The 12341-nt window shown below is 75.3% G+C and carries 10 protein-coding genes; 6 read left to right on the top strand and 4 right to left on the bottom strand.

Annotated features, from left to right (window positions below):
- Positions 1-25: 25 nt before the first annotated feature.
- The 3 genes from ACZLMO_RS14170 to ACZLMO_RS14160 form a co-directional block, all read right to left on the bottom strand.
- Complete coding sequence (locus tag ACZLMO_RS14170) at positions 26-949, bottom strand: glutamate ABC transporter substrate-binding protein (RefSeq protein ID WP_425713018.1); 924 nt, start codon at positions 947-949, stop codon at positions 26-28.
- A 61-nt stretch (positions 950-1010) separates the two neighbouring features.
- Positions 1011-1796 carry an amino acid ABC transporter ATP-binding protein gene (locus tag ACZLMO_RS14165; protein ID WP_425713019.1) on the bottom strand — a complete coding sequence of 262 codons (786 nt, stop codon included), beginning with the start codon at positions 1794-1796 and terminating at the stop codon, positions 1011-1013.
- Between the two features lie 223 nt (positions 1797-2019).
- A complete protein-coding gene (locus tag ACZLMO_RS14160; protein ID WP_425713020.1) occupies positions 2020-2946 on the bottom strand; it encodes an aminoglycoside phosphotransferase family protein in 927 nt (308 codons plus the stop codon).
- A 53-nt stretch (positions 2947-2999) separates the two neighbouring features.
- Between ACZLMO_RS14160 and miaB the strand changes: the two genes are divergently transcribed.
- Genes miaB through dapF form a run of 3 tightly spaced genes read left to right on the top strand, consistent with a single transcriptional unit; the run spans position 3000 to position 6582 of the window.
- Complete coding sequence (miaB, locus tag ACZLMO_RS14155; RefSeq protein ID WP_425713021.1) at positions 3000-4541, top strand: tRNA (N6-isopentenyl adenosine(37)-C2)-methylthiotransferase MiaB; 1542 nt, start codon at positions 3000-3002, stop codon at positions 4539-4541.
- Between the two features lie 2 nt (positions 4542-4543).
- Positions 4544-5581, top strand: a complete 1038-nt coding sequence (miaA, locus tag ACZLMO_RS14150) for a tRNA (adenosine(37)-N6)-dimethylallyltransferase MiaA (protein ID WP_425713022.1) — start codon at positions 4544-4546, stop codon at positions 5579-5581.
- A gap of 56 nt (positions 5582-5637) precedes the next feature.
- The gene (dapF, locus tag ACZLMO_RS14145) at positions 5638-6582 is read left to right on the top strand and encodes a diaminopimelate epimerase (RefSeq protein ID WP_463654097.1); all 945 of its coding nucleotides are present in this window, start codon (positions 5638-5640) and stop codon (positions 6580-6582) included.
- 103 nt (positions 6583-6685) lie between these two features.
- Here the strand turns inward: dapF and ACZLMO_RS14140 are convergent, their stop codons facing one another.
- Positions 6686-7309 carry a class I SAM-dependent methyltransferase gene (locus ACZLMO_RS14140; RefSeq protein ID WP_463654096.1) on the bottom strand — a complete coding sequence of 208 codons (624 nt, stop codon included), beginning with the start codon at positions 7307-7309 and terminating at the stop codon, positions 6686-6688.
- Positions 7310-7399: 90 nt separating this feature from the next.
- On the opposite strand from ACZLMO_RS14140, the gene hflX reads away from it, so the two are divergent.
- From hflX to ACZLMO_RS14125, 3 genes are all read left to right on the top strand, one after another.
- Positions 7400-8896 (top strand): GTPase HflX, encoded by a 1497-nt coding sequence (hflX, locus tag ACZLMO_RS14135; RefSeq protein ID WP_425713025.1) that lies wholly within the window; start codon positions 7400-7402, stop codon positions 8894-8896.
- A 224-nt stretch (positions 8897-9120) separates the two neighbouring features.
- Positions 9121-11004: an ATP-dependent DNA helicase gene (locus ACZLMO_RS14130; RefSeq protein ID WP_463654099.1), complete on the top strand. Its 1884-nt coding sequence runs from the start codon at positions 9121-9123 to the stop codon at positions 11002-11004.
- A 226-nt stretch (positions 11005-11230) separates the two neighbouring features.
- Positions 11231-12322 (top strand): L-lactate dehydrogenase, encoded by a 1092-nt coding sequence (locus tag ACZLMO_RS14125; RefSeq protein WP_425713027.1) that lies wholly within the window; start codon positions 11231-11233, stop codon positions 12320-12322.
- Positions 12323-12341 lie beyond the last annotated feature (19 nt).

The following is a 12341-nucleotide window of genomic DNA, read 5'->3' as shown; positions in this document are numbered from 1 at the left end:
CCTGCCGGGTCGGCCCGGCAGATGGTCAGACGCAGGAACCGCCCGGCGTCGGGGGGTTGAGCTCCTCGTTGTAGGTGAACTCACCGGCGTTGTCGCTGAGGAAGGTCTCCCACGAGCCGTCCTCGAGCATCGTCTCGATGGCGGCGTTGATCTCCTCGCACATCTCCGAGCCCTGGGCCACGCCGATGCCGTAGTTCTCCTCGGAGAACGGGGCGCCGACGACCTCGAACTGGCCCTGGTACTGCTCCTGGTTGGCGAACCCGGCGAGGATGACGTCGTCGGTGGTGACGGCGTCGACCGTGCCGGCGGAGAGGAACTCGACGCACTCGGAGTACGTCTGCGCCGGGAACAGCTCGACACCCTCGGAGTACTCGTCCTGGATGCGCTGGGCCGAGGTCGAACCCTCGACCGAGCACAGGACGGAGCCGTCGAGGTCCTCGGGCCCACCGATGTCCGACTCGCCGGACCGGACGAGCAGGTCCTGGCCGGCCACGAAGTACGGGCCCGCGAAGGCCACGCGCTCCATGCGCTCCTCGGTGATGGAGTAGCTGGCCACGATCATGTCGACCTGGCCGTTCTCGATCATGTCCTCGCGCTGCGCGGACACGGACTGGACGAACTCGACCTGGTCCTCGGAATAGCCCAGGGCCTCGGCCACGTAGTGCGCGACGTCGACGTCGAGCCCCGTGTACTCCGAGCCCTCCTGCAGGCCGATGCCGGGCTGGTCGAACTTGATGCCGACGGTGAGGGTGCCCTCGGCGCCGCCCTCGGCACCTCCGCCGCCCTCGGACCCGGCCTCGCTGCCGGAGTCTCCGGAGTCGCCGCCGTCCTCGCTGCTGCCGGTGTCTCCGTCGTCGGAGCCGGTGTCCTCCTCGTCGCCGCCGCAGGCGGCGAGCACGGTCGCGGCGGCCAGGAGGACGGCAGCCGTGGCGTATCTGGTGCGTCGCATGAACTTCTCCAGGGGGTGTAGGTCCGCGTGGCCGGTCGGTCGACCGGCCACGGCCGGTGGATCAGTGGGTGATGAGCTTGGACAGGAAGTCCTTCGCCCGGTTCGAGCTCGGGTTCGTGAAGAACTCGTTCGGCTCGGCCTGCTCGACGATCCGCCCGTCGTCCATGAAGACGACCCGGTCCGCAGCCTTGCGGGCGAAGCCCATCTCGTGGGTGACGACGATCATCGTCATGCCGGACTTCGCGAGACCGGTCATGACGTCGAGGACCTCGTTGATCATCTCGGGGTCCAGCGCCGAGGTCGGCTCGTCGAAGAGCATGACCTTCGGCTCCATGGCGAGCGCCCGTGCGATCGCCACGCGCTGCTGCTGCCCGCCCGAGAGCTGGACGGGCCGCTTCTGCGCCTGGTTGGCCACGCCCACGCGCTCGAGGAGCTCCATCGCCCGCGCCTTGGCGTCCTTCGCCTTCATGCCCTTGACCTTGATCGGGCCGAGCGTGACGTTGTCGAGGATCGACTTGTGGGCGAAGAGGTTGAAGGACTGGAACACCATGCCCACCTGGGCGCGGTGCCGGGCCAGCGCCTTGCCCTCCTCGGGGAGGAGGTCGCCGTCCACGCGGATCTCGCCGGAGTCGATGGGCTCGAGCCGGTTGATCGTGCGGCACAGCGTGGACTTGCCCGAGCCCGAGGGGCCGATGACGACGACGACCTCTCCGCGCGCGACCCCGAGGTCGATGTCCTTGAGCACGTGGAGGTCGCCGAAGTACTTGTTGACGCCGCTCATCGAGACGAGGGGGACGCCGGAGCCGGGTACCGCCTCGCTGCGGCCCCGAGGTGTGGTCTCGGTCATGCGGTGCACACTACGTGCACCGGTGGGTCCGGCATGTGACACGAAGGTCACGAGACGGCAACGATGCAGGTCACCCCCATCGGCACGGCGCGGCGCGGTGCGCGTTCGGGGTAGTCGGGCGCGGCCGGGTGCGGGGCGAGCCGGGCGTGCCGTCGCCACGCGCGTACCGCGTCGCCGCGAGCGCCGAGGACCCCGCGACCCGCCGACGACGACGCGCCCCGCGTCAGTCCGCGAACGCCTTGGCGAGGGTGATCATCCGGTCGCGGAAGCCGTCGGAGGCCGGGGCGTGCCGGGCGGCCTCGAGCGCGTTGAGCACGAGGCGCACGTGCGTCCAGGCCCGGACCCGCTCGGGGTCGAGTCCCGCCGCGTCCGCCACCACGTCGGCCCGCAGCCGGACGTGCAGGCGCGCCGACGTGGCGCGCGCCGTGACCTCGGGGCGGTTCCACACGATCGGCGCGACCCCGTACGCGAGTTCGGCGGCGACGGGCTTGGGGTCGATGGCGAGCCAGTCCCCGCGGGCCGGGTCGAGCGGGGCGAGGACGTTCGCGTCGTGCAGGTCCTCGTGGACGGTGCGGGGCTCGGGGGCGCCGGCGAGCAGGCCGTCCAGCTCGGCGCGGCCCTGCACGGCGAGCCGGTGGGGGACGAGCGGGGAGCCCGCCTCGAGGTCCGCGCGCCACCTCTCGGCGCGGTCCGCGACCGTGGCGAGCCGGGGGTGCGCGGGGCGGTCGAGCCTTCGCAGCAGGTCCCCGACCACCTCGCAGGCGTCGAGCACCGGCTCGGCAGTCAGCGGGCGGGCCGCGTCGAGCCGCTCGAGCAGGAGGACGTGGGCGGCCGGGTCGGCTGCGAGGAGGCGGACCGCCCCCTCGCCGGCCCACAGTCGCAGCGCGAGGTGCTCGTGCCGGGCCTCCTCGTGCGGCCAGGTCACCTTGAGGGCGGCCGGTCCGGACGGCCCGACGACGGGGACCACCAGGGCGTTCTCGCCGTGCATCGCCGCGCCGTCGGCCGTCAGCCCCCACCGCTCGAGGGCGCCGTCGACCGCCCGGCCCAGCGCGGCGAGCCAGGCGTCGCCGTCGATGCCCTCGGCGCCGAGCGCCGGGTCGGGAGCCCGGCCGGCCACGCGCTCCGTCAGACCGGGCGGGATGTCGACCACATCGGCACGCTACCCAGGGCCCGCCGGGGGAGCGCGCTCTTAGGATGAGGGCGATGAGCACCACCGCCCCGGCCCCGCAGCGCACGTACCACGTGCGCACGCTCGGCTGCCAGATGAACGTCCACGACTCCGAGCGGCTCTCCGGCATGCTCGACGACGCCGGCTACCTCCCGGTGCACGGCGTGCCCGAGGCCGCCGCGCGTGCGACGCGGGCCGGCGACGAGGGCGCCGACGTCGTCGTGCTCAACACCTGCTCGGTGCGCGAGAACGCGGCGACCAAGCTGTTCGGCAACCTCGGCCAGCTCGCCGAGGTCAAGCGCGACCGGCCCGGCATGCAGATCGCCGTCGGCGGGTGCCTCGCCCAGCAGATGCGCGAGGAGATCGTCGAGAAGGCGCCGTGGGTCGACGTCGTCCTCGGCACCCACAACCTCGACGTGCTCCCCGCCCTGCTCGAGCGCGCCGCGCACAACGGCCGCGCCGCCGTCGAGATCGAGGAGTCCCTCAAGGTCTTCCCCTCCACGCTGCCGACGCGGCGCGAGTCGGCCTACGCCGCCTGGGTGTCGATCTCGGTGGGCTGCAACAACACGTGCACGTTCTGCATCGTCCCCTCGCTACGCGGCAAGGAGCGGGACCGCCGCCCGGGCGAGATCCTCGCCGAGGTCGAGGCCGTCGTGGCGAGCGGGGCCGTCGAGGTCACCCTCCTCGGCCAGAACGTCAACTCCTACGGCGTCTCCTTCGGCGAGCGCCGTGCGTTCGCCGACCTCCTGCGCGCGACGGGGCGGGTCGACGGTCTCGAGCGCGTGCGGTTCACCTCGCCGCACCCGGCGTCCTTCACCGACGACGTCATCGAGGCGATGGCGCAGACCCCGAACGTCATGCCGAGCCTGCACATGCCCCTCCAGTCCGGCTCGGACGCCGTGCTGCGGCGGATGCGCCGCTCGTACCGGTCGGCGAAGTTCCTCGGCATCATCGACCGCGTGCGGGCCGCGATGCCCGACGCGGCCATCACCACCGATCTTATCGTCGGCTTCCCCGGCGAGACGGAGGAGGACTTCCAGGCGACGCTCGACGTGGTCGAGGCCTCCCGCTTCTCCTCCGCCTTCACCTTCCAGTACTCGCGCCGCCCCGGCACCCCCGCCGCGGACTACGAGGACCAGGTGCCCGCCGAGGTCGTCACCGAGCGGTACAACCGGCTCGTCGAGCTCCAGCGCCGGATCTCCACCGAGCTCAACGAGGAGCAGGAGGGCCGGACCGTCGAGGTGCTCGTGGCCGAGGGCGAGGGCGCGAAGGACGCCGCCACCGGGCGCGTGACCGGGCGCGCCGCCGACAACCGCCTCGTGCACGTCGCGCTTCCGGAGGGCCTCGCCGAGGCCGACCGGCCGCGGCCGGGGGACATGGTCACCGCCACCGTCACGCACGGGGCGCCCCACCACCTCGTGGCCGACTCCGCGCTGAGCGGCGGCACGTTCGCCGTGCGGCGGACCCGGGCCGGCGACGCGTGGGCGGCGCGGGAGTCCGGCGGTCACGACCACGGCGGCGCGACCGCGCTCGGCGAGCCCGTCTCGCTCGGCATGCCGACCCTGCGGCGGGCCTGACCATGACCGGTGCCTCGACCGGCGAGCAGGACGCGGCCCGACCCCGGGGTGGCGCGGGGGAAGGCAGGGGCGCGTCGGGGGAGCGTCCGGCCGACGAGGGGTTCGTCGTCGCCGTCGTGGGCCCGACGGCGACGGGCAAGTCCGAGCTCGCCCTCGACCTCGCCGAGCAGTTCGCCACCGAGCTCGCGCTCACGGCGCCCGAGCTCTACGAGGTCGTCTCCGCCGACGCCGCCCAGCTCTACCGTGGGATGGACATCGGTACCGCGAAGCTCTCCGTCGCCGAGCGGCGGGGCATCGCCCACCACCAGATCGACGTCCTCGACCCCGCCGACGTCGCCTCCGTCGCCGCCTACCAGCGGTCCGCCGAGGCGGACGTGCAGGCGATCCTCGCGCGCGGGCACCGGCCGATCGTCGTCGGCGGGTCCGGCCTGTACGTGCGCGCCCTGCTCGACGACGTCGACCTGCCGCCCACCGACCCGGAGGTGCGCGCGGCGATCGAGGAGCGCGCCGAGCGGATCGGCGCCACCGCCCTGTTCGACGAGCTCGCCGCCGCCGACCCCGAGGCCGCCGCCGCGATGGACCCGGCCAACGTGCGCCGCACCGTGCGGGCCCTCGAGGTCATCGAGCTGACGGGGGAGGCCTTCTCCGCCCGGGCGCGCCCGCCCCGGTACCGCCGGCCCGCCGTGCAGGTGGCGATCGACGTCCCGCGCCCGCTGCTCGACGCGCGGATCGAGGCGCGGGCGGACGCGATGGTCGCCGGCGGGCTCGTCGACGAGGTCACCGCCCTGGCCGAGGCCGGGCTGGGCCGGACGGCCGAGCGGGCCGTCGGCTACGTCGAGGCGCTCGCGCACCTGCGCGGGGAGATCCCCCTGGGCGAGCTCCCCGAGGCGATCGCCCGCGCCACGCGTCGGCTCGCCCGACGCCAGGAGACCTGGTTCCGCCGCGACGAGCGCATCACGTGGGTGCCGGCCGACGAGAATCTCGTGCTCGCGGCCGCCACCGCGGTCGGGCAGGGCTGGCGGGAGCTCGGGCAGCCCTGAGGGGTGGGTGGCAGGCGTCGCTGCGTGCGTCGTCGGCCCCGACCTACGCTGGGTGCATGACCCCCGAGGACCGTCGCACCGCCCTGGCCCGACTCGCCGGGACGACGCTCGCCCTCGGCCACGGCACCGAGAACGACTTCGTGCTCGTCGACGACCCGGACGCCGCGCTCGACCTCACCCCGCAGGACGTGGCGGCGCTCGCCGACCGCCGCGGCGGGCTCGGCGGGGACGGCATCATCCGCGCCGTGCGCACCGAGGCGCTCGCGCGCACCGACCCGGACGCCGCCCGCGTGGCCGCCGAGGACGCCGGGGCCGTGTGGTTCATGGACTACCGCAACGCCGACGGCTCCCTCGCCGAGATGTGCGGCAACGGGGTGCGCGTGTTCGTCGCCCACCTGCGCGACCGCGGCCATGTCTCGCTCGGGGACGGGGAGACGGTCCGCGTCGGGACGCGCGGCGGGGTGCGGCAGGTGCGGATCGTCGGGGACGAGTACGCCGTGTCGATGGGCCGCTTCGGCCTCCCCGGCGGCCCGGCGGCGCTGGCCGACGGGACCGACGTCGCCGTCGTCGTGCCCGGCCTGTCCGGGACCCGCGGCGGCCTGCGGGTGACGATGCCCAACCCGCACACCGTGGTCGCGGTGCCGAGCCTGGAGGACCTCGCCGCCGCGCGCCTCGAGCTCGGGACGGTCGACTACGCCCCCGAGCCGCCCGAGGGGACCAACCTCGAGCTCGTCGTCCCGGGCGTGGAGGAGGTCGGGCCGGACGGCCGCGTCGGCACGCTGACGATGCGCGTCCTCGAGCGCGGCGTGGGGGAGACCCGTTCGTGCGGGACGGGCTGCTGCGCCGCCGCCGTCGCGGTGCGCGCGTGGGCCGGCGCGGGAGCCTCCGACCGGTGGCGCGTGCAGGTGCCGGGCGGCACCGTGCTCGTCGACGTCGACGCGGACGGCGAGGTCACCCTCACCGGGCCGGCCGCCCTGGTCGCGGACGTCAGGCTGCGCTGAGCGCGGCGGCGGGCCGCGCCGAGCGACGGCGTCGCGCTGCCTCGACGCGTGGATGCGCGTCGCCGCGCCGGCCGCCGACGACACGCTGCGCCGAGCGGGCTTCTCAGGAGCCGGTGACCGCGAGGACCCGGAAGCCCTTCGAGCTGCCGACCCGCTCGACCGCCCACCCGCGCTCGTCCTGAAGCCACCGGTGCAGCGAGTCCGCCCCGAGGTTCTTCCCGACCACGAGGTGGGCGAGGGCACCCGGCGCGAGGCGGGGCAGCCACAGGTCGAGCAGGTCGTGCAGGGCCTGCTTGCCCACCCTGACCGGCGGGTTGGACCAGATCGCGTCCACCCGGCCGTCCGCGCCGAGCCGCTCGAGCGCAGCCTCCGGGGTGAGCGCGGCGACCCGGGGGGCGCCGGCCGCGGCGGCGTTACGGGCCGTGAGGTCGAGGGCGCGCTCGCTGACGTCGACGGCGAGCACGTCGGCTCCCGGGGACGCGTCCGCGAGGGCGAGGGTGATCGGGCCCCAGCCGCACCCGAGGTCGAGGAGCGTGCCCGTCGTCGGCGGGTCGGGCACCTCGTCGAGGAGGATCGCCGTGGCCTTGTCGAGGCCGCCGGCGGAGAACACCGAGCCGCCCGTCGTCACCGTGCGCGCGCGCCCCCGCAGGACGACCTCGCGCTCGCGCAGGTCGGCGGGCGCCGCGGGGTCCGGGGCGAAGTAGTGCGCGGTGTCCACAGGCGTCACGGTACCCACCGCGTCCACAGCCGAGGGCGAAAGTCCTTGGGCCGCGAGGCGGGCCGTGGGACCATGGGGACCCCCGAGACGAAGGACCCCATGACCGATCTGAGAACCCCCGGTGCCACGCCCGACGCGCAGGCCGACGACGTCGTCGCCCGCATCCTCGCCCGGGCCGGGACCGCGCTGCAGGACGGCGCGGACGAGGGCACCGACCACGACGGCGACCAGCTCGACCGCACCGAGCGGCAGGCGCTGTCCCGCGTCGCCGGGCTGTCCACCGAGCTCGAGGACGTCACCGAGGTCGAGTACCGGCAGCTGCGCCTCGAGCGGGTCGTGCTCGTCGGGCTCGTCACCTCCGGCTCCCCGGCCGAGGCCGAGGTCTCGCTGCGCGAGCTCGCGGCGCTCGCCGAGACCGCCGGCTCCGTGGTCCTCGACGGGATCCTCCAGCGCCGCGCCCACCCGGACCCGGCCACGTTCCTCGGCTCGGGCAAGGCGGCGGAGCTGCGGGAGATCGTGGCCTCGACCGGCGCGGACACGGTCGTCGTCGACTCCGAGCTCGCCCCCTCGCAGCGGCGTGCGCTCGAGGACGTCGTCAAGGTCAAGGTCGTCGACCGGACCGCCCTCATCCTCGACATCTTCGCCCAGCACGCGAAGTCCCGGGAGGGCAAGGCCCAGGTCGAGCTCGCCCAGCTCGAGTACCTGCTCCCGCGTCTGCGCGGCTGGGGTGAGTCGATGTCCCGGCAGGCCGGTGGCCGGGTCGCCGGCGGTGAGGGCATCGGGTCCCGCGGCCCCGGTGAGACGAAGATCGAGCTCGACCGGCGGCGCATCCGCACCCGCATGTCCCGCCTGCGCCGCCAGCTGCGCGACATGGCGCCCTCCCGCGGCACGCGGCGCTCGAGCCGCCGCCGCAACCGCACCCCGGGGGTGGCCATCGCCGGCTACACGAACGCCGGCAAGTCGTCCCTGCTCAACCGGCTCACGGGCGCGGGCGCGCTCGTCCAGAACCAGCTCTTCGCCACGCTCGACACGACCGTGCGCCGCGCGGCCACCCCCGAGGGGCGCGAGTACACGCTCACCGACACGGTCGGGTTCGTCCGTCGTCTCCCCACCCAGCTCGTCGAGGCGTTCCGCTCCACCCTGGAGGAGATCGCGGAGGCGGACCTCCTGCTGCACGTGGTCGACGCCTCCCACCCGGATCCCGTCGGTCAGGTCGAGGCGGTCCACGCCGTGCTCGCCGACATCGAGGGAGCGGGCGACGTGCGGGAGATCATCGTGCTCAACAAGGCCGACCGCGCGGGCGAGGCCGAGCTCATGGCCCTGCGCACCCGGTTCCCGGGTTCCGTGACGGTCTCCGCCTACACGGGCGAGGGCATCGAGGAGCTCACCGCGACGATCGCCCGCGAGCTCGCCGAGGCGGCGCCGATCGGCGAGGAGATCGAGCTGACCGTGCCGTTCGCGCGGGGCGACCTCGTGGCCCGCGCCCACGCCGACGGCGAGGTGCTCGACGAGCGGTGGACCGCCGAGGGCACCGAGCTGCGGGCGCTCGTCGACCCGGCGCTCGCGGCCGACCTGCGCGCGGCCACCGGCGCGTGAGCGTCACCGAGGAGGAGGCCGGGACGGACCGCGAGGGGACCGGGCGCGCCCGGTCCGCGACGACCACGACCGACGACGGCGGGTCCGACGACGGCGGGGCCGACGAGGCCAGGCCCGGGCGTACCGGCGACGCGAGCGGGTCCGACGACGAGGAGCGCGCCCTGTCCGTGCTCGACGCCGTCGTCGAGCGTGCCGGCGGGACGCCGCGGGACGGGCAGCGGGAGATGACCCGGCGGGTGGCCGGGGCGGTCGCCGGCGGGGAGCGGCTCCTCGTCCAGGCGGGCACGGGCACGGGCAAGTCGTTCGGCTACCTCGCCCCGGTGATGAGTCACGCCGTGGCGTCCGGCGAGCGCGCGGTCGTCTCGACCGCCACCCTCGCCCTCCAGCGGCAGGTCCTCGTCAAGGATGCCCCCGCGGTGGCCGACGCGATCCAGGGGAGCACCGGGACCCGGCCCGACGTCGCCCTCCTCAAGGGCTGGCACAACTACGTGTGCCGCCACAAGGTCGACGGCGGCTACCCGGCCGAGGAGGAGCCCACGCTGCTGGCCGCCCCGGCCACGACCGCGTCGACCGGCCAGGGCGCGCGCGGACCGCTCGGCGAGCAGGTCGTGCGCGCCCGCGAGTTCGCGGCGAGCAGCGAGACCGGGGACCGTGACGAGCTCGTCCCCGGCGTGTCCGACCGGGCCTGGCGCCAGGTCTCCGTCACGCGGCTCGAGTGCATCGGCCGGTCGTGCCCGCAGTGGACCGACTGCTTCGCCGTCCAGGCCCGCGAGCGCGCGGCACAGGCGGACGTCGTCGTCACCAACCACGCGATGCTCGGGATCGCCGCCACCGGCTCGCCCGGCGTGCTGCCCGAGCACGACGTGCTCGTGGTCGACGAGGCCCACGAGCTGGCCGGCCGCCTGCGCAGCCAGGGCACGGTCGAGCTGAGCGTCGGCGTCGTCGAGCGGGTCGCCCGGGTGGTGCGCGCCGAGAACGGCGCCGCCGAGGAGCTGACGCGCGCGGCCGGGGACCTCAGGGGCGCCCTCGAGGTGCTTCCCGCCGGCCGGATGGCCGACGGTCCGGGCGAGCTGCTCGGCGGGGTGATCTCGCTCGTCGGCTCCGCCGCCACCGAGGCCGCCCGCTCGCTCGCGGGAGAGGCCGGCTCGCCCGACAAGGCGGGCGGGCGCGTCGCTGCCCGCTCGGCCGCCGTCGTCCTCGCGGAGGTCTGTGAGCGGCTCGTGTCCGGGGGAGTGGCGGCGCGCGCCGACGTCATGTGGTGCGACCGGGGGCGTGAGGACCTCGACCCGCCGCGCCTCCAGCTCGCCCCGGTCGAGGTCGCGGACCGCGCGGCCACCCACCTGTGGGCCGACCGGGCCGTCGTCGCGACCTCGGCCACCCTCACCCTCGGCGGCGAGCTGGCGCCCCTCGCCGTCCAGCTCGGTCTCTCGCGGGGGGCCCAGTGGCAGGGCGCCGACGTCGGGTCCCCGTTCTCCTACGGGACCCAGGCGATCCTCTACACGCCGGCCCACCTGCCCGCCCCCGGCCGCGACGGCACGGCCGAGGCCGCGCGGACCGAGCTCGTCGACCTGGTCGAGGCCTCCGGCGGGGGCGCGCTCGGCCTGTTCTCCTCCCGGCGGGCCGCCGAGGAGGCGGCCGAGGTCGTCCGCGACCGCACGGGGCTGCGCGTGCTCTGCCAGGGCGACGACTCCCTGCCCGCGCTCGTGGGGGCCTTCGCCGACGACGACGATGCCTGCCTGTTCGGGACCATCTCGTTGTGGCAGGGCGTCGACGTGCCGGGCCGCGCCAACCGGCTCGTCGTCATCGACCGCATCCCGTTCCCGCGGCCCGACGACCCGGTCGCGCAGGCGAGGTCCGAGGTGGCCCAGTCCCGGGGCACGAGCGGCTTCATGGCGGTCTCCGCCACCCACGCCGCCCTGCTGCTGGCCCAGGGGGTCGGGCGGCTCATCCGGTCGACGACCGACCGGGGCGTCGTCGCCGTCCTCGACCCGCGCCTCGTCACCGCCCGCTACGGCGGGTACCTGCGGGCGTCCCTGCCGCCGATGTGGCCGACCCGGGACGGCGAGGTCGCGCGCGCGGCGCTGCGCCGGCTCGCCGCGGCGGAGTAGCCGGGAACGGTCGTCGGCGCAGCTCCCGCCGGCGGTGGGGGAGTCGCCGGCCATGGTCGCCGGTGCGGCGACGGCCGATCGCGGGGGGAGTAGCCGGGAACGGTCGCCGCCGCGGTGCCGGCCGGCCGCGGGGGAGCAGCCCGGGCCGGACGTCCGTGGTCCTCGGCGGGCGCGCCACGTAGCCTGGTGACCGCACCCGCGCAAGCAGCCCCGCCCAGGAGGATCCGTGACCGAGCACCGCGACGTCCCCGAGGCCGCACGGCCCGCCGACACCGTCGACCCCCACGCGGGGCACGGGCACACCGACGGCGCACACGCCGCGGATCCCCAGGTCACGGCGCCGCCGCCGCGCCGCGCCGCGGACCAGCCGCGACGGGCCACGCGCGTCGCCGTCGTCGGTGCGGGTGCCGTGGGTTCCGCGATCGCCTACGCCATGCTCCTGCGGGGCTCCGCCCGCGAGGTCGTGCTCTACGACATCAACGCGGACAAGGTCAACGCCGAGGTCCTCGACCTCGCCCACGGCATCTCGTTCACCCCGATGAACAGCGTCGGCGGCGGGAACGACATCTCCGTGTGCGCGGACGCCGACGTCGTCGTCATCACCGCCGGCGCCAAGCAGAAGCCCGGCCAGTCCCGCCTCGACCTCGCCGGCGCGACGATCGACATCATGCGCACCCTCGTGCCGCAGCTCGTCGAGGTGGCACCGCACGCGATCCACCTCATGGTGGCCAACCCGGTCGACGTCGTCACCCAGGCCGGCCTCGCGATCTCGGGCCTCCCGCCCACCCAGTTCTTCGGCTCCGGCACCGTGCTCGACACCTCGCGGATGCGCTACCTCGTGGCCCGACGCGCCGGCGTCGCCGTCCAGTCGGTGCACGGCTACATCGCGGGCGAGCACGGCGACTCCGAGGTGCCGATGTGGAGCTCGGCGACCATCGGCGGGATCCCGGTCGAGGACTGGCCCGCCGCCACCGGGACCAGCAACCTCGACGCGGCCGACCGCGAGCGGATCCGCCACGAGGTCGTCCACGCCGCCGACACGATCATCCGGGGCAAGGGGGCGACGAACTACGCGATCGGCCTGTCGACCGCGCGCATCGTCGAGGCTCTCCTGCGCGACGAGGACCGCGTGCTGTCGGTCTCGCGCATGCTGCCCGACGTCTACGGGAGCGGGCCGGTGACGATGTCGATGCCGACGGTCATCGGTCGCGACGGCGCCGCCCGGACCCTCATGCTGCCCGCCTCGGAGGCGGAGCAGGAGGCGCTGCTGGCCTCGGCGGCGTCGATCCGCTCGGTGGCCGCGCAGTTCGGGTTCTGACGCGGATCACGGGCGCCGG

It is taken from the genome of Georgenia sp. G2120 (genome assembly GCF_055326485.1).
The sequence above is the reverse complement of the archived record's forward strand: the minus strand, read 5'-3'. Positions and strand labels throughout refer to the sequence as shown.

Excerpts from the sequence above, each read along its gene's own strand:
- hflX (WP_425713025.1), top strand. The coding sequence starts at position 7,400 with ATGACCGATCTGAGAACCCCCGGTGCCACGCCCGACGCGCAGGCCGAC.
- dapF (WP_463654097.1), top strand. The coding sequence starts at position 5,638 with ATGACCCCCGAGGACCGTCGCACCGCCCTGGCCCGACTCGCCGGGACG.
- ACZLMO_RS14130 (WP_463654099.1), top strand. The coding sequence starts at position 9,121 with ATGACCCGGCGGGTGGCCGGGGCGGTCGCCGGCGGGGAGCGGCTCCTC.
- miaA (WP_425713022.1), top strand. The coding sequence starts at position 4,544 with ATGACCGGTGCCTCGACCGGCGAGCAGGACGCGGCCCGACCCCGGGGT.
- miaB (WP_425713021.1), top strand. The coding sequence starts at position 3,000 with ATGAGCACCACCGCCCCGGCCCCGCAGCGCACGTACCACGTGCGCACG.
- ACZLMO_RS14165 (WP_425713019.1), bottom strand. The coding sequence starts at position 1,796 with ATGACCGAGACCACACCTCGGGGCCGCAGCGAGGCGGTACCCGGCTCC.
- ACZLMO_RS14170 (WP_425713018.1), bottom strand. The coding sequence starts at position 949 with ATGCGACGCACCAGATACGCCACGGCTGCCGTCCTCCTGGCCGCCGCG.